This is a genomic window from Kineococcus deserti (assembly GCF_050871945.1).
Classification (GTDB): domain Bacteria; phylum Actinomycetota; class Actinomycetes; order Actinomycetales; family Kineococcaceae; genus Kineococcus.
On the sequence record NZ_JBJLSI010000025.1, the window covers coordinates 16,930 to 33,793 of the forward strand.

At 74.0% G+C, this 16,864-nt stretch carries 14 protein-coding genes; 8 read left to right on the plus strand and 6 right to left on the minus strand.

Annotated elements, in window-relative coordinates:
* Positions 1–26 precede the first annotated feature (26 nt).
* Entirely contained in the window at positions 27–2,828 is a 2,802-nt protein-coding gene (locus tag ACRYR2_RS17565; RefSeq protein WP_432564190.1) for a DEAD/DEAH box helicase, read from the plus strand.
* A 39-nt stretch (positions 2,829–2,867) separates the two neighbouring features.
* Here ACRYR2_RS17565 and ACRYR2_RS17570 read toward each other — a convergent pair whose 3' ends face one another.
* Both ACRYR2_RS17570 and ACRYR2_RS17575 read right to left on the minus strand, forming a co-directional pair.
* Positions 2,868–3,563 (minus strand): aspartate/glutamate racemase family protein, encoded by a 696-nt coding sequence (locus ACRYR2_RS17570; RefSeq protein ID WP_432564191.1) that lies wholly within the window; start codon positions 3,561–3,563, stop codon positions 2,868–2,870.
* A 10-nt stretch (positions 3,564–3,573) separates the two neighbouring features.
* On the minus strand, positions 3,574–4,509 hold the full coding sequence (locus ACRYR2_RS17575; RefSeq protein ID WP_432564192.1) for a 5'-3' exonuclease: 936 nt from the start codon (positions 4,507–4,509) through the stop codon (positions 3,574–3,576).
* A 149-nt stretch (positions 4,510–4,658) separates the two neighbouring features.
* Here ACRYR2_RS17575 and ACRYR2_RS17580 point away from each other — a divergent pair, with 149 nt between their 5' ends.
* From ACRYR2_RS17580 to ACRYR2_RS17595, 4 genes are all read left to right on the plus strand, one after another.
* Entirely contained in the window at positions 4,659–5,534 is an 876-nt protein-coding gene (locus ACRYR2_RS17580; RefSeq protein ID WP_432564193.1) for a DUF6612 family protein, read from the plus strand.
* Positions 5,535–5,571: 37 nt separating this feature from the next.
* A complete protein-coding gene (locus ACRYR2_RS17585) occupies positions 5,572–7,203 on the plus strand; it encodes an amidohydrolase (protein WP_432564194.1) in 1,632 nt (543 codons plus the stop codon).
* A gap of 406 nt (positions 7,204–7,609) precedes the next feature.
* Complete coding sequence (gene lnt, locus ACRYR2_RS17590; RefSeq protein ID WP_432564195.1) at positions 7,610–9,247, plus strand: apolipoprotein N-acyltransferase; 1,638 nt, start codon at positions 7,610–7,612, stop codon at positions 9,245–9,247.
* Positions 9,244–9,795 carry an FxsA family protein gene (locus ACRYR2_RS17595; protein WP_432564196.1) on the plus strand — a complete coding sequence of 184 codons (552 nt, stop codon included), beginning with the start codon at positions 9,244–9,246 and terminating at the stop codon, positions 9,793–9,795. The genes lnt and ACRYR2_RS17595 overlap by 4 nt, the downstream gene beginning before the upstream one ends.
* Positions 9,796–9,851: 56 nt before the next feature.
* Here the strand turns inward: ACRYR2_RS17595 and ACRYR2_RS17600 are convergent, their stop codons facing one another.
* The 4 genes from ACRYR2_RS17600 to ACRYR2_RS17615 all read right to left on the minus strand — a co-directional run bounded on the left by ACRYR2_RS17600 (position 9,852) and on the right by ACRYR2_RS17615 (position 13,878).
* Complete coding sequence (locus ACRYR2_RS17600) at positions 9,852–10,199, minus strand: RNA polymerase-binding protein RbpA (protein ID WP_432564197.1); 348 nt, start codon at positions 10,197–10,199, stop codon at positions 9,852–9,854.
* A 151-nt stretch (positions 10,200–10,350) separates the two neighbouring features.
* Positions 10,351–11,712: an MFS transporter gene (locus ACRYR2_RS17605; RefSeq protein WP_432564198.1), complete on the minus strand. Its 1,362-nt coding sequence runs from the start codon at positions 11,710–11,712 to the stop codon at positions 10,351–10,353.
* Positions 11,709–12,509: a glycerophosphodiester phosphodiesterase family protein gene (locus ACRYR2_RS17610; RefSeq protein ID WP_432564199.1), complete on the minus strand. Its 801-nt coding sequence runs from the start codon at positions 12,507–12,509 to the stop codon at positions 11,709–11,711. Before ACRYR2_RS17610 ends, ACRYR2_RS17605 begins: the two co-directional genes overlap by 4 nt.
* Positions 12,510–12,534: 25 nt before the next feature.
* On the minus strand, positions 12,535–13,878 hold the full coding sequence (locus tag ACRYR2_RS17615; RefSeq protein WP_432564200.1) for a D-alanyl-D-alanine carboxypeptidase family protein: 1,344 nt from the start codon (positions 13,876–13,878) through the stop codon (positions 12,535–12,537).
* Positions 13,879–14,155: 277 nt separating this feature from the next.
* Here ACRYR2_RS17615 and ACRYR2_RS17620 point away from each other — a divergent pair, with 277 nt between their 5' ends.
* The 3 genes from ACRYR2_RS17620 to ACRYR2_RS17630 all read left to right on the plus strand — a co-directional run bounded on the left by ACRYR2_RS17620 (position 14,156) and on the right by ACRYR2_RS17630 (position 16,797).
* Positions 14,156–15,325: a PucR family transcriptional regulator gene (locus ACRYR2_RS17620; protein WP_432564201.1), complete on the plus strand. Its 1,170-nt coding sequence runs from the start codon at positions 14,156–14,158 to the stop codon at positions 15,323–15,325.
* A 128-nt stretch (positions 15,326–15,453) separates the two neighbouring features.
* A complete protein-coding gene (locus tag ACRYR2_RS17625; protein ID WP_432564202.1) occupies positions 15,454–16,464 on the plus strand; it encodes a TerC family protein in 1,011 nt (336 codons plus the stop codon).
* Between the two features lie 120 nt (positions 16,465–16,584).
* Positions 16,585–16,797, plus strand: a complete 213-nt coding sequence (locus tag ACRYR2_RS17630) for a hypothetical protein (protein ID WP_432564203.1) — start codon at positions 16,585–16,587, stop codon at positions 16,795–16,797.
* The last annotated feature ends 67 nt before the right edge of the window (positions 16,798–16,864 follow it).

The following is a 16,864-nucleotide window of genomic DNA, read 5'->3' on the forward strand; positions in this document are numbered from 1 at the left end:
GACCCGACTGACGTACTGTCGCCAGCATGGCGAGCCCCGCGGAACGCTACGCGGCAGCGCGCCGTCGCACCGAAGAAGCCCGGACCGAGCTCGCGCAGTTCGCGAACACTCTGGGCTTCGACCTCGACGGCTTCCAGCTGCAGGCGTGCCAAGCCCTCGAATCCGGTCGTGGCGTCCTGGTCGCCGCCCCCACCGGAGCCGGCAAGACGGTCGTGGGGGAGTTCGCAGCGCACCTGGCCCTGCGGACCCACCGCAAGGCCTTCTACACCACACCCATCAAGGCGCTGTCGAACCAGAAGTACGCCGAGCTCGTCGAACGGCACGGCGCGGCCTCGGTCGGCCTGCTCACGGGCGACAACTCCGTCAACGGGGAGGCACCCGTCGTCGTCATGACGACCGAGGTGCTGCGCAACATGCTCTACGCCGGGTCCCCGCTGCTGGACGGTCTCGGCTACGTCGTCATGGACGAGGTCCACTACCTCGCCGACCGCTCCCGCGGGGCGGTGTGGGAGGAGGTGATCATCCACCTGCCCGCCGACGTCCTCGTCGTCTCGCTGTCGGCGACCGTCAGCAACGCCGAGGAGTTCGGCGCCTGGCTGGACACCGTCCGCGGGGACACCGAGGTGGTCGTCTCCGAGCACCGGCCGGTGCCGCTGTGGCAGCACCTGGCCGTGGGAACCCGGCTGTACGACCTGTTCACCGACCCCGACGGAGATCCGCTGGAGGGCGACGAGGGCTCGCTCGTGCCGGGCGCCATCGTCAACCCCGAACTCGTCGCGATGTCCCGGCAGCAGCTGCGCACCGACCGGCTCGCGGTGGCCGGCGGCAAGGGCCGCCGGCGGGGGCAGCCGCGTCCGGGCCAGCGTGGCCCGGGGCCGGGCGGCGGCCCGCGCCCCGCCTCGCGCGCCCAGATCCTCGACACGCTCGACGCGGCCGGGCTGCTGCCGGCGATCACCTTCATCTTCAGCCGCGCCGGCTGCGACGCCGCCGTCGGGCAGTGCACCGCGTGGGGTCTGCGGCTGACGACTCCGGAGGAGGCGCGCACCATCCGGGCGATCGCCGAGGAGCGGTGCGCGGAGATCCCGAGCTCCGACCTCGCCGTGCTGGGGTACTGGGAGTGGCTGGAGGGCCTCGAACGCGGCCTGGCCGCCCACCACGCCGGTCTGCTGCCGGTGTTCAAGGAGACCGTCGAGCACCTGTTCGCCCTGGGCCTGGTCAAGGCCGTCTTCGCCACCGAGACGCTGGCGCTGGGGGTCAACATGCCGGCCCGCTCGGTCGTGCTGGAACGCCTGGTGAAGTGGAACGGGCAGACCCACGTCGACGTCACGCCGGGGGAGTACACCCAGCTGACCGGTCGCGCCGGCCGGCGCGGCATCGACGTCGAGGGCCACGCCGTCGTCCTGTGGTCGAACACCACCGACCCCGAGGCCGTCGCCGGGCTCGCCTCGCGCCGCACCTGGCCGCTGCGCTCCAGCTTCCGCCCGACGTACAACATGGCCGTCAACCTCGTCGAGCAGGTCGGCCGGGAACGTGCCCGGGACATCCTGGAGACCTCCTTCGCGCAGTTCCAGGCCGACCGCGCCGTCGTCGGGCAGGCCCAGCAGATCAAGAACCAGCAGGAGGCGCTGCGCGGTTACGTCGAGGCGATGACCTGCCACCTCGGCGACTTCCGCGAGTACTTCGCGCTGCGGCAGGCCATCACCGACCGGGAGAAGGAACTGTCCCGCGCCGGGGCCGCCGTCCGCCGCGCGCAGGCCCGCGACACCATCGACAACCTGTCCCGCGGGGACGTGGTGAGACTGCCGGGCGGGCGCCGCACGAACTTCGGCGTCGTGCTGGACCTCGTGCCCGGCAAGGGTTTCGACGGCCCCTCACCGCGGATCCTGTCCCAGGACCGGCAGGTGCGGACCATCGACGCCGAGGACTTCACCGGGGCGGTGGAACCCCTCACCCGGGTGCGGATCCCGAAGAACTTCAACTGGCGCTCCCCGCAGGAACGTCGTGACCTGGCGTCCTCGCTGCGCAACGCCCTCGCCGAGATCGGCGGCGGCGACGTCCCGCCCCGGCGCCGGCAGTCCGTGGCCGCCGAGGACGCCGAACTGGCGAACCTGCGCGAACGGCTGCGCGCGCACCCCTGCCACGGCTGCGCCGACCGCGAGGAACACGCCCGCTGGGCCGTGCGCGAGGAGAAGCTGCGGCGCGACACCCAGGGGCTGCAGCGCAAGATCGAGGGCCGGACCGGGACGATCGCCCGCACCTTCGACCGGGTCTGCGACCTGCTGGCCGAACTCGGGTACCTCACCGCCGACGGGCAGGCCGTCACCGACGCCGGGCGCACGTTGCGGCGCATCAACGCCGAGACCGACCTGCTGGTCGCCCAGTGCCTGCGTCACGACGCCTGGGAGGGGTTGTCGCCGGCCGACCTGGCCGCGGCGGTCTCGACACTGATCCACGAGTCCCGTCGTGACGAGGGCGGCCGGACCGACCGGATACCGCGCCGCGCCGAGGCCGCCATCGCCACCACCCACCGGTTGTGGAGCGACCTCACCGACCGCGAGGACCACCACAAGGTGCCGATGACCCGCGAGCCCGACCCGGGGCTGGCCTGGGCCGTGCACCGCTGGGCCAGCGGTCACCGCCTCGACGAGGTGCTGCGCGAGGCCGACCTCGCCGCCGGCGACTTCGTCCGGCGCTGCAAGCAGCTGGTGGACCTGCTGGACCAGGTCGGGTCCGCCTCCACCGACCCCGCCGTCCGCCGGGCGGCCCGGGACGCCGTCGACGTGGTGCGCCGCGGCGTGGTGGCCCACACGTCGCTCACGGAGAGCTGACGGAGGACTGACGGGCGCCCTGGGGGTGGGCCGGGGCCGTCACCCGTCGGCGAGGGCGAAGTCGACGGCGGCCTCGGTGTGCAGCCGGGTGGTCGGGAACACCGGGACGGGACTGTCGGCCGGCCCGACCAGCAGCTCGATCTCGGTGCACCCCAGGACGATCCCGGTGGCGCCGCGCGCCACGAGCCGCGCGATGACGTCGCGGTAGGCCGCGCGGGAGGTCTCGGTGACCACCCCCCGGACGAGTTCGTCGTAGATGACGTCGTGGACGGTGGCGCGGTCGGCCTCGTCGGGGACGAGGACCTCCAGGCCGTGGCCGGCGAGACGGTCGCGGTAGAAGGGACGTTCCATCGTGAACCGGGTGCCCAGCAGGGCGATGCGGGACAGCCCGGCCGCCCGGACGGCCGCGGCGGTGACGTCGGCGATGTGCAGGACCGGGACGTCCACGGCCTGCTCCACGGCGGCGATGACCTCGTGCATCGTGTTGGTGCACAGCAGCAGGACCTCTGCGCCGGCCCGCTGCAACGCCGCGGCCCGCCCGGCCAGCAGTTCGCCCGCCTCCGGCCACCGACCGGTGGACTGCAGGACCTCGACGTCGGCGAAGTCGAGGGAGTCGATCAGGACGCGTGCCGAGTGCACGCCGCCGAGCCGTTCGCGCACGGACGTGTTCACCAGCCGGTAGTACTCCGCCGTCGACTCCCAGCTCATCCCGCCGAGCATGCCGATCGTCCGCACCGTCGCCTCCTCAACCCGCGGCGTCGACGAACGCCGTCAGGACCCGTTCCACGCTGGACTGCACACCCCAGCGGTGCACCAGTTCCCCCAGAGCATCCAGGTCGGCGGGCGTGCGGGGGAGGGAATCGTCGAACTCGGGCAGGGGGACGTCGCGGGCGGTCTGGACGACCACGGGGGCGGCGGCGAGGTAGTCGGCGGCCTCCAGCAGTTTGCGACGCTGGCCGGGGGACAGCCCGGTCGAGGGGTCCTGGGCGGCGGCGAGGAGGCCGGCCAGGTCGCCGTAGCGGGTGACGAGGGCGGCGGCGGTCTTCTCGCCGATGCCCGCGACACCGGGCAGGCCGTCGGAGGGGTCGCCGCGCAGGACGGCCATGTCGGCGTAGCCCTGGCCGGTGGCGACGCCGTACCTGGCCAGCAACCACTGCTGGGTGACGGCCTCGGCCTTGCGAACGCCCTTGCCGCAGTACAGGACGCGGATGCCGGCGTCGTCGTCGACGAGCTGGAACAGGTCGCGGTCGCCGGTGACGACGTCGACGGGCGCCTTCGTGGTGGTGCTCTGGCGGACGGCGAGGGTGGCCATGACGTCGTCGGCCTCGTAGCCGGGGGCGCCGACGCGGGCGATGCCCAGCGCGGCGAGCACGTCGACGATGACGTCGACCTGGGGCAGCAGCAGGTCGGGGGCCTCCTCGCCGCCGTCGGGGGCGACGCGGTGGGCCTTGTAGGACGGCAGCGCGTCGACGCGGAACCGCGGGCGCCAGTCGTCGTCCCAGCAGGCCACGAGCCGCGTGGGGCGGTGGGTGGTGACGAGGAAGGCGATGGCGTCGAGGAATCCGCGGACGGCGTTGACGGGCGTCCCGTCGGGCGCCGTGAGCGAGTCGGGAACGCCGTGGAAGGCCCGGAAGTACAGGGAGGCGGAGTCCAGGAGCATCAGGCGGTCCGGTCGCGGCATGCGGAGGATCCTCGCAGGTGTGGAGGTCATCCGGACGGTTCGTCAAGAGGCTCCGGACGGGTGACCCGGGCGGGCGGGAGACAGCGCATCCTGTGACAGTGGGAACAGAGCTCACAGCAAGGCCTCGAACAGCCACAGGGGGAAACGCGATGACCACGAGCACCCGGACCACCCGTCGCCGTCGACGGATCGGCGCCCTGGCCGCGAGCGGGGCAGCCGTCCTGGCCCTCGGCCTCGGGGCCTGCGGCGGTGGGGACGACTCCGCCTCCTCGAACCCGTCCTCGACGGCGGCGACGTCCTCGCCGGCGACCGAGCTCACCGCCTTCCAGGTGGTCCAGGCGTCGGCCGAGACCTCCCAGGAGGCCGGCAGCGCGAAGTTCGCCTTCACGATGGACGGCACCGGCGAGGGCCAGACGGTGAACGTCACCGGCGACGGTGCGTTCGACGCCGAGACCGGGGCGTTCGAGATGACGATGGCGCTGCCCGCCGAGGCCGGTGGGACGAACCTGACCGTCCGCGTGGTCGACGACGTGGCGTACCTGTCGGGGGCGCCGCTGACCGGTGAGGGCCAGTGGGTGCGGATGCCGCTGGACGCCATGGGCGCCACCGGGGTGGACACGTCCTCGATGGACCCGGCCAAGCAGCTCGAGCAGCTGAAGGCCGTGGCCGACGACGTGCGGGAGGTCGAACCGCAGACGATCCGCGGCGTGCAGGCCCAGGGCTACGCCGGCACGATCGACGCGGTGGAGGCGCTGGAGCTGGCGCCGGCCGAGCAGCAGACCGAGGAGGCCCGTCAGGCGGCCGAGCAGATCGGGACCATCCCGTTCACGCTCTACGTCGACGACGAGAACCGCCCGGTCCGCATCACCCAGCAGCTGAACGTCGAGGGCGCGGCGATGAACGTGTCCATGGACTTCTACGACTGGGGCAGCGACGTCTCCGTCGCCGCACCGGACCCGGCGTCCGTGACGGACATGTCCGGCCTGATGGGCGCCACGGGCACCGAGGCGACCGCCGGGGCCTGATCCGGTCGGTCCGCGCGGGGCTCCTACGCTGCCCCGCGTGGACCCCTCCGACCCTTCCGCCCGACCGACCCGACGGCTCTACCGCAACGGGGCCGTCTACTCACCCGCCGACCCCTTCGCGACGGCCGTGCTCGTGGAGGGGGCGAGCATCGCCTGGGTGGGGCCGGACGAGGCGGCCGGCGCCTGGACGCGCGAGGGCGACGAGGTCGTCGACCTGCAGGGCCGGCTCGTCACGCCCGCGTTCGTGGACGCCCACACCCACCTGACCGAGACCGGGCTGCGCGAGACGGGCCTGGACCTGCGCACGGTCTCCAGCGCGGCCGAGCTCCTCGACGCCGTCGCCGCGCGGGCCCTCCCCGGTGAACTGCTCGCCGGCTTCGGCTGGGACGAGTCCGGCTGGCCGGGGCCGGTGCCGACCCGCGCGGAGCTGGACCGGGCCGCCGGCGGGGCGCCGGTGGTGCTCTCCCGCATCGACGGGCACAGCGCCCTGGTCAGCTCCTCCCTGGCCCAGGCGGCCGGATTGCGGGAGCTGGCGGGCTGGGAGGAGGACGGCTGGGTCCGCACCCAGGCCCACCACGCGGCGCTGGACGCCCGCTGGGCCGCGCTGACCCCCTCGGCGGCGCGGGAGGCCCGCCTGAGCGCGCTGCGGGCCGCGGCCGCCGCGGGGATCGGCACCGTCCACGAGATGTCCGGGCGCTGGCTGGCGCCGCCGGGGGACCTGGAGGCGCTGCAGGAGCTGTCGGCCACGCACGCCCTGCCGCACGTCGTCGGCTACCTCGCCGAGCAGGTGAGGACGCCCGAGCAGGTCCGCGAGGTGCTGGCCGCGACGACCGCACGGCTGGCCGGTCTCGGGGGGGACCTGACCGTCGACGGGGCCCTGGGCTCGCGGACGGCGGCGTTGCGGGCCGACTACGCCGACGCCCCCGGTCACCGCGGCTCGCTGCACCTGGAGGCGACCGCCGTGGCCGACCACCTGCACGCGTGCACCCGGGCCGGGGTCCAGGCCGCGTTCCACGCCATCGGCGACGCCGCGCTCGCGGTCGTGGTGGAGGCGCTGGAGGCCGTGGCCGCCGACCTCGGTGTCCCGGCGCTGGCCTCGGCCGGGCACCGCGTCGAGCACGCGGTGCTCGCCGGGGACGACGTCGTGGCGGCGTTCGCGCGGCTGGGCACCGCGGTCAGCGTGCAGCCTGCGTTCGACGCGACCTGGGGCGGGCCCGACGGCGTCTACGCGCACCGGCTGGGGGAACGGGTGCGCGGTACCCACCCGTTCGCCGCCTTCGCCGCGGCCGGGGTGCCGCTGGCGTTCGGCTCGGACACGCCCGTGACGCCGTTCGCCCCGTGGGAGGCGGTGCGGGCCGCGGGCTTCCCGCCGCAGGAGGAGCGGGCGATCTCGGTGCGGGCGGCCTTCCTGGCCCACACCCGGGGTGGTCACCGCCTCGCCGGGCAGGGCCACCCGGGGGTGCTGCGGCCCGGGGCGCCGGCGACGTACGCGGTGTGGGACGTCGGCGACCTCGTCGTGCAGGCGCCGGACCGCCGCCTGTCGGGCTGGAGCACCGACGCCCGCTCGGGAACGCCGGGCCTGCCCGATCTGACCCCGGGGGTTCCGGCTCCGGTGTGCCGGCGCACGGTGGTCGACGGGGTCGTGGTGCACGACGCGCTCCGGCGCTGACCCGGGCGGGTCCAGAAGGGCGTTCTCGAGGGCGACACGCCGAGCGACACGCCGATCACTCGATCTTGGTCACCGCCTGTGACGGCGCCGTGACCAGGAGCGATGCACGTTTCCGCAGGTCACCGCACGGTTGACAGCAGGGAACGGCTGAGTAGCTTTCGAGTGCAGTCCACGACCAGGAAGACCGACCGGCCATGTCGCGCCATCGCCGTCGCAGTCGCACCACCTGCGGCGACGGCTGGAACGTGTGTCCGGCCGGAGTGGGCGTGGTCGGGTCCGCGTGCCCCTAGACAACGGCGCGCGCCTCGTGGCCGACGGGGCGCACGACGGCACGACGGGTGCGCGGACTCGACCAGGAACCTGCACCTGGAACTTCGTGCGCGGCTCCGGCGGTTAGGCTCACGTGGTGAGTGCGCGCCCGGCCGACCCGGCTCCCGTGAACCTGCCGGCGAGCCTGCTGCTGGCGGCGCTCGGCGGCGTCGCCGCCTGGGCGGCCTTCCCCGGGGCGGTCTCCGAGGCCGGCTGGTGGCCGACCGCGATCCTGGCCGTGGCGCTGCTGACGCTGGCGACCCACGGCGTGCGTGCCCGCCGTGGCCTGGCGGCCGGCTTCCTGTTCGGTTTCGCGTTCATGTTCCCGCACCTGTCCTGGAGCGGGACGTACGTGGGCCTGCTGCCGTGGTCGGCGCTGACCATCGCCTGCACGCTCTTCTACGCCGCGCTCAGCGCCCTGCTGCCCCGGTTGCAGCGGGCACGGTGGCGGCTGGGGCCGCTGGCCGTGGCCTGCGGCTGGGTCGGCCTCGAGGCCGCCCGCCTGCGGATGCCCTTCGAGGGGTTCCCGTGGGGGCGGCTGGCCTTCTCCCAGGCCGACGCGCCCACGCTCGGTCTGGCCGCCCTGGGCGGCTCGCCGGCCGTCACCTTCGGGGTGGCCCTGGCGGGCGCGTTCGTCGCCTCGGCGGTGCTGGCGCTCCTGCGGATGCCCGCCCCGGCCGGCGCCGCCCGCGGCGTCCCGCGGGTGCGCCCGGCGCTCGTCGGCCTGCTCGTGGCGGCGGCGGTCACCTGGTCCGGGACCCTGGTCCCGCGCCCGGTCGCCGCGGAGGACGGCACCCGCCGGATCGCCGCGGTGCAGGGCAACACCCCGGCCGAGGGACTGGAGTTCAACGCCGAGCGGCGGGCGGTCCTGGACAACCACGCCGGCGCCACCCGGCAGCTGGCTGCGCAGGTCGCCGCCGGGACGGCCGTCCAGCCGGACCTGGTGCTGTGGCCGGAGAACTCCAGCGACATCGACCCCTACCTGAACGCCGACGCCGAGTCCGTCGTCGAGTCCGCGGCGCGGGCGATCGACGCGCCCGTGCTCGTGGGCGCCGTCCTGGACGGCCCCGGGCAGTACGTCTCCAACACGGGCCTGGTCGTCACGCCCGCCGAAGGCATCGACGGGGCCCGTGACGACGACAGCCGGCACTACGTCAAGCAGCGGCCGGCACCCTTCGCGGAGTACATGCCCTACCGCTCCTTCTTCCGCGTCTTCTCCGACAAGGTCGACCTCGTCTCCCGCGACTTCGTGCACGGCGACCACGTCGGGCTCCTGGAGATGGACGGGGTCCGCGTCGGGGACGTCATCTGCTTCGAGGTGGCCTTCGACGACACCGTGCGCGACTCGGTGCGGGCCGGGGCGCAGTTCCTCGTCGTGCAGACCAACAACGCCACCTTCGGCTTCTCCGACGAGGCGGTCCAGCAGCTGGCGATGTCGCGACTGCGGGCGGTGGAGACCGGCCGCGCTGTCGTGCAGATCTCGACGGTCGGCGTCAGCGCGCTCATCGACGCCGACGGCACCGCGCACCAGGAGTCGTCGTTGTTCACCCAGGACGTCCTGCAGGGGCAGGTCGCCCTGCGCTCCACGCAGACCGTCGCGACCCGCGTGGGGGCCGCCCCGGAGATCGCGCTGTCGGCCCTCGGCGTCCTGCTGCTGCTCACCGCGCGGCGCGGCAGCCGGCGGAGCCCGCAGGGTGGTCAGGCCGCTCCCGCCCGGAACGAGGTGGTGGTGTGAGCTTCCCCGTGGCGCCCGGCCCCCGGGCCCGCCGCTGGACGGCGTGGCTCCCGGTCGGGTTGCTGCTGCTCGTCGTGGTCGAGGTCTGGCTGCTGGTCCAGCTCGGCCACGTCGTCGGCGGCGGCTGGGTCTTCGTGCTGCTGGTGGTCGAGACGTTCGGCGGGGCGCTGGTGCTGCGGCGCGCGGGGCGCCGGGCCGTCGAGGCGTTCCGCCAGACGGCGTCCGTCCCGTTCGGTGCGCCCGTGCCGGGACAGGAACCGGGCGTGGTGGGCAACGCGGTCCTCACCGGTGTCGGGGGAGCGCTGCTGGTGGTGCCCGGGCTCCTCAGCGACGTGGCCGGCCTGCTGTGCATCTTCCCGCCGACGCGACGGCTGATCCGGCGGGTCTTCGTGCGGCTGGCGCGGCAGCGCTTCGAGCGCGCGGTGCGCGAAGCCGGCGGCACGACGGTGATCGTGGGCGACGTCGTGCGGGGTGACCACGCAGGCGGCCACGGGGGTGACGTCGTCGACGGCGAGGTCGTCGAGGATCCCCGGGAGCTGGGGCGCTGAGGACGTGCGAGAGCCGGCCCACCCGCGGGGGTGGACCGGCTCCGTGGCGCCTGCGCTCAGGCGCTGCGCTTGATCAGCTCGCGGCTGCGCAGCAGCTCGAGCCTCTCGTCGAGCAGCACCTCGAGCTCGGCGATCGTGCGACGCTCCAGGAGCATGTCCCAGTGCGTTCGCGCCGGCTTGCCCGCCTTCTTCTCGGGGGCATCGGTGTCGGCACGCAGCGCCTCGGCTCCGCAACGGCACTCCCACAGCGGAGGCACGTCGGCCTCCAGCGACATGGGCACCGTCACGGAGTGACCGTTCGGGCAGTGGTACGTGATCTGCTGGCGCTCGGCTGGTTCGACGCCGGACTCGCTTTCGAGGCTCGCGCCGCCGAGGCGGGATCCTCGCAGGTTGCGCTCGCTCATGTGACCTCCCCACCGTCCCCTCCGACGGGCGACCTCCCGGTGATCCGGGGGCGTGGAAGGGACTCGATGGTTGAACGCCGTGACGACCCCCGCTGTTCCACGACCGTCGCGACGGGTTGTGGAGGTCGTGTGCCCAGCGGGGCTTGATCACTCAGCGTACTGGGTTTACTCCACGCCGTGCCTGTTGAACGCCGGCGGGCACGTCCACCCGGGCCAGCAGGACCGCCCCGACCACGAAGAACGCGAGCAGCGCGACCAGCGCCGGACGGTAGGAGCCGGTCAGCTGGGCGATGAGACCGAACAGCAACGTGCCCAGCCAGCTGGTCCCGCGCTCACCGGCCTGGTAGAGGCTGAAGTACTCCGCCTCGGCTCCCACGGGCACGAGGCGGCTGAACAGCGAGCGCGACAGCGCCTGCGTCCCGCCCAGGACCAGACCGATGAGCGCGGCCAGCACCAGCCACACCGGGAACGCCCCGCGCGGCACGGCGAAGGCCGCCAGGACCACCACGACCCACAGGCCCAGACCGCCGGTGATGGTGCGCTGGGCCCCGAACCGCGCCGCGAGCCGGCCGAAGACGAGGGCGCCGGCGAAGGCGACGGCCTGCACCAGCAGGACGGTGGTCAGCAGCTGGGCCGAGCTGAAGCCGAGCTCCTCCTGCCCGTAGACGCTGGAGGCCGCGATGACGGTCTGGATGCCGTCGTTGAAGACCAGGTAGGCCAGCAGGAACCGCAGCACCTGCGGGTGGTGCCGCAGCCCGCGCAGCGTCGTCACCAGCTGACGCACGGGAGCGGCGGGTGAGTACCGCTCGCCGGGCCCCGCGGCGGCGAGGTCGAGCACCGGGCGGGCGGGCAGGTGGCGCAGCCCCACGACCGGCACGATGGTGAACAGGCCCCACCACAGCCCGGCCGAGGCCAGGGACACGCGCACCGCCCACTCCTCGTCCAGGCCGAAGGTGCCCGGAGTCGAGACCAGCAGCAGGTTGAGCGCCAGCAGCAGGAACCCGCCGAGGTACCCGGCCGCCCAGCCGCGCGAGGAGACCGCGTCGCGCTCCTCCGGCGCCGACACCTCGCACAGCAGGGCGTCGTTGACGACCATCGAGCAGATCAGGCTGACCACCGCGACCAGGACCAGCAGGACACCCAGCCACCAGCGGTCCCCGCCCAGGGCCACCATGGCCGTCGCCGCGCCCGCACCCACCCAGGCGAAGCAGGCCAGCAGCCGGTGCCGGTGCCGGGTCCGGTCGGCCAGCGCGCCGACGAAGGGCAGCAGCAGCGCCGCCAGCAGCGTGGCGACCGTGATCGTGTAGAGCGCCAGCGAACCCGGCGCGACCGGCAGGCCCAGCACCGACAGCGGCCGGGTGCAGCCCTCGGGAGCCTCCGGACAGGCCGCACGGCGGGCCAGGACCGTCAGGTAGGGGGCGAACAGCACCGTCTGGGTCGTGGTGACGAACGCGGAGTTGGCCCAGTCGTAGAAGTACCAGGACCGCCGGGCTCGCCCCGGGGAGTGGCTCACGCCACCCACTGCGCACGAGCGGTCAGCACGTCCTTCAGCACGTCGGCGCGGTCGGTGATGATGCCGTCCACCCCGAGGTCGAGCAGGGCGCCCATCTGCACCGGGTCGTCGACCGTCCAGACGTGCACCTGCGCACCGGCACGGTGGACGGCGTCGACGAAGCGCGCCGAGACGACCTCCAGGCCGCTTCGGCGCACCGGGACCTGGACGGCCAGGACGTCCCGCAGCGCCCACCGCACCAGGGCGGGGGCGCCCAGCGAGGCACCGGCCAGGGCCAGCACCGTCCCGGGCGAGCTGGCCGAGGTGGCCTCGGCCCCGCCGACGGCCGCCAGCGCCGCCCGGCGCCGGCGCTCGCCGAAGGCCGTGATCAGCACCCGCCCGTGAGCGCGGGTGCGGCGCAGCACCGCGTCCAGCCCCGCGATCGCCCGCTCGGTCTTGACGTCGAGGTTGAAGCGGGCGTGCGGGAAGGAGCCGAGGACGTCCTCCAGGCGGGGGATCGGTTCGCGGCCGCCGATGCGGACGTCGCGCACCTGCGCCCACGTCCGCCCGGCCAGCTCGCCCGTCCCGTCGCTGACCCGGTCCAGCCGCTCGTCGTGGAACGCGACCAGTTCCCCGTCCGCCGTGGCCCGCACGTCGGTCTCGAGATAGGTGAAACCCAGGTCCAGCGCTGCGGCGAAGGCGGGCAGCGAGTTCTCCAGGCCGCGCAGTCCGTCGGTCGCGCAGAAGCCCCGGTGGGCCATCGCGATGGGCCCCTCCCACGCGCCGAACGCGTGCCGGGCCGGCGGTCGGGGGATCACCGACGCGGGACGGGACGGGGGGCCATCAGCCGGTGAACTCCCAGTGCCACGGCTCGAACTGACCACTGCGGTTCTGCGCCCAGGCCGGGTTGATCCAGCCGTACAGGGCCGCGTTGCGGTCCATCCACTGGTGCTGGGCCGAGTTGGCGTTCTGGATGCCGCCCCCGAGGTCGACCGCGATGCCCAGGCCGTGCCGGCTGGTGCCCGGGCGGGCGGCCAGGCCGGGTTTGCGCTGCTTGACGTCGATCTGCTCGGCCAGCGTGCGGTAGGAGTCGGTGATCGAGATCGGAGAACCGAACTCGGCCGCGTAGGCCTGGCTCAGGGCCTGGAAGGCGTTGGCCGCGTCCGAGCGCAGGACGTGGTTCGGTGCTCCCCACAGCGGGCACAGCGCGCTGCGCGGGATGAGGCCGTTGCCGTAGCCGGACAGGTTGCCCGAGGTGCTGCAGTCGCCCGCGGCGACGTACCGGCTGGCGGATCCGCCCGAGGCCGTGGCGGCGGCTGCTGCGGCGGCGGCCGCGGCGGCCGCGGCGTCCGCCTGGGCCTTGGCGGCGGCCAGGTTGGCGGCCCGCTGGGAGTCGGAGGTCGCGCTGCCCGCCGCGGCGGCCTGCAGGACGGCCAGGGCCTCCACCTGCGTCCTCTGCTGGGCGACCAGGCCGTCGGCCTGCTGCTTGGCGGCCGTGGCGATGTCGGCCTGGGTGCGGGCCTCGGCGGCGGCGGCCGCCGCCTTCTGGGTCGCGTCGGCCTGGACGCGCTGGGCTTCCTCGTACTCGTCGACCGCGCTGTTGCGGCCGTCGCCGATGCGCTTGGCGGTCGCCATCGCGCTGGCGGTGTCGTCGGTCGGACCGCCCTGCAGCACCGAGACCAGCCCGGAGTACTCCTGCAGCGTGCCGCCACCGCGGTAGGCCTGCGAGGCCCACTGCCCCAGGTCCTTCTTGCCCTCCGCCAGCGTCGCCTCGGCCTGGGCCAGGCGCTCGCGCTGGGCGGCCTCCTCGGTCTCGGCGGCCTGCTTGGCCTCCATGGCCTGCTGGTACCTCTCCAGCGCGGCGCCGGCCTGCGCGGCCAGGGCGTCGAGCTGGGTCTGCGCTGCGACCAGGTCCGCCTGGGCCTGGTTCGCCCGGGCCTGCGACTCCTCCGCCTGGCGGCGGGCCTCGTCGAGCTCCTCCTGCGTGGGCGGGTCGACCGTGGCCACGCCGCTGAAGGACGCCGCCACCGCGGGGGCGAGCGCCGAGGCCAGGGCGGAGGCCGGGGCCACGATCCCGACGGTCAGGCAGCCGGTGCCGGTGGCCGCCGCGGCCAGCAGCAGCGCCGAGCGCAGCCGGGCGCGACGGGTCGTCGGGCGGCGGGAGGAGCGGGCCTGCGGGGAGAGCACGTCGTGTACGTCCAGTGCGTTCGGGGGCGCGAGCCCGGTTCTGCTGATCGTCTGGTGCGTGTTCGGGGAGCGGCGTCGGCGGAGCTGAGGGGGTTCCGTGCGGCGGCGTGGAGGTCCTGGGGGGACCGCCGCGCCGGACACTACCTCCCGCAACCTCGGCAGGGCGATGACCAACACGTAGCTGTGGACGGTGGAAGTGACGAGCATCACAACTCGTTGGGGTGAACGTTCGTCACGTTCCGCATCGTCTCAGAAGACTCAGTGGCATCATCCGGCGGTGCCCGTACCTCCTTCCGACGCCCACCGGTTGCAGGACGTGGCGCGCGCCGCCGCGGACGACGCCGGCGGCATCGACCCCGCGCTGCTGGGCGACTTCCTGGAAGCCGTCTGGGGTGCGGTCGTCGACGGCCGCCGCCTGTCGAGCGGCCGCATCGCCCGCTACCGCACGGTCGGCGAGGAGGCGGCCGGCAACGGTGTGGCGCTGCGGGCGCTGCTGGACCTGTACCTGTCCGCCGCCTGGCGGTTGTGGCGGCACCTGCCCCCGGTCGCCGGCGCGGCGCAGGACCCCGAGGCCGCCGTGACCGCCGGCGAGGTCGTCCTGCGCGCCACCGACGACGCCGTGGCCGCCTTGACCGAGGGCTACCAGATCGCCCGTCGCCAGCTCGTCCGTCGGGAGGAGTCCGACCGCCGCGAGTTCGTCGACGACCTGCTCGCCGGGACCGCCGACCTTCCCGGGCTGCTGCGCCGGGCTCCCCGTCACGGCCTGGACCTCACGGGCCCGCACGCCGTCTGCGTCGTGCGGGCCGGCGCCCCCTTCAACGACGGGACCGCGCAGCTGTCCTCGGTCGAGCGACGGCTGCAGGGAGCCTCGGCCGACGCCGACGCCCTGGTGGCCACCAAGGACGGCGCCCTCGTCGTGGTCTTCGCCGCTCCCGACCGCGCGGCGGTGCAGGAGGTGCTGGCGCGGCTGCGCGAGGTCCTCGGTGCTCCCGGGCGCACCGGCTGGCGCGCCGGGGTAGGCCGTCCCGGCCCCGGCGCGGGGGGCGTGGTCGGCTCTTACGAGCAGGCCCGCCGTGCCCTGGAGCTGGGGGACCGGCTCGGCTCGGCCGATCCGGTCGCCGACGCGGCCGACCTGCTCGTCTACGAGGTGCTGCTGCGCGACCGCGACGTCGCCACCGACCTCGTGGAGTCGACGCTGGGTGCGCTGCGGGACGTGCGCGGTGGGATCGAACCGGTCCTGCAGACCCTGGAGGCCTACCTGGCCTCGGGAGGCAACGCGACGGAGACCGCGCGACGGCTGCACCTGTCGGTGCGCGCCGTGACCTACCGGCTGGCCCGGGTGCGCGACCTGACCGGCGTGGACGCCGCGCGTCCCGAGCACCGCTTCGGGCTGCAGGCGGCCGTCCTGGCCGCGCGGGCCCTGGGGTGGCCGACCGGATCGGCCTGATTGCCGAGGGTCGGCAGTCACGGGACGCCAAGTCGTCCCTCTTTCGACTCGCCACTTCCTGTTCCCGGAAGTCACCATGGGTGAGGCGGCATCCGTCGCCACTTCCCACGACACACCGGGAGTCTTCAGTGGACCTGAACCTCGTGGTCCCCCTCTGGGCCTGGATCGCCTTGGCGGCGGTGATCGTCGTCATGCTGGCGGTCGACCTGCTCGCGCACCGCGGTGCCCACGTCATCGGTTTCCGCGAGGCCGCCATCTGGAGCGTGGTCTGGGTCGCCATCGCGCTGGTCTTCGGCGGGATCATCTTCTGGGCCTACGGAGCCGAGGCCGGAACCGCGTACACCACGGCGTGGTTGCTGGAGAAGAGCTTGTCGGTCGACAACCTCTTCGTCTTCGCGCTGATCTTCGGGTACTTCAAGGTGCCCCGTGAGTACCAGCACCGCGTGCTGTTCTTCGGCGTCTTCGGCGCCCTGGTCTTCCGCGGCATCTTCCTGGGCGTCGGCGTCGCCGTCGTCGAGCGCTTCACCTTCGTCCTGTTCATCTTCGGCGCGATCCTGCTGTGGTCGGCCTACAAGATGCTCAAGGACGACGACGAGGACATGGACCCGAGCACCAACATCGGTGTCCGGATGCTGAAGAAGGTCGTTCCCCTCAAGGACGAGTACCACGGCCAGAAGTTCTTCATCAAGGAGGCCGGCAAGCGCTACGGCACTCCGCTGCTGGCCGTCGTGGCCGCCATCGAGGCCGCCGACCTGATCTTCGCCGTCGACTCCGTCCCGGCCGTCCTGGCCGTCTCGAGCGACCCGTTCATCGTCTACTCCTCCAACGCGTTCGCCATCCTGGGTCTGCGTGCACTCTTCTTCCTGCTGTCCGGGTTGCTCGAGCGCTTCCACCTGCTGAGCAAGGCGCTGGCGTTCATCCTCGCCTTCATCGGCGTGAAGCTGTTCTTCCAGGCCGGCCACGAGGTCATCAGCCCCTCGATCCCGCACATCCCGACCTGGATCAGCCTGTCGGTGATCGTGGTCTCGCTGACGTTGGCGATCGTGCTCAGCCTGCGCAAGCCCGCTCCCGAGGTGGACTCGGGCACGGAGTCCGACGAGGACACCGAACCGGCGAGGAACTCCCCGCCGAAGCACTGACGACCCCTCCCGGTCGACCGGACGCCCGTCCACCCGTGCGGTGGACGGGCGTTCGCCCGTTCGGGCGGGAGGCGGACCTCACGGCTCGAGCCCGGTGAACACGCGTCGTGGACGGCCCGCGTGCAGGCCGTCCTGGCCGACGAGCCCCGGCTGCAGCTGGTGTTCCAGCCCATCGTCGACCTCGCGGGCGCCGTCGTCGCCGGCCACGAGGCCCTGGCCCGCTTCGCCGACCCGACGGCCCGGCCGGCACCCAGACCTCCGACCGGTGGTTCGCCGCCGCCGACCGCCGCGGTCTGCTCCTGCGGCGGGCGCTGCCGCCCAACACCTTCCTGACGCTCAACGTCACCCTCCGCCCCCTGACCGACGCCTGCCACGACACGGGCTGAGCGACGTCCCGGCC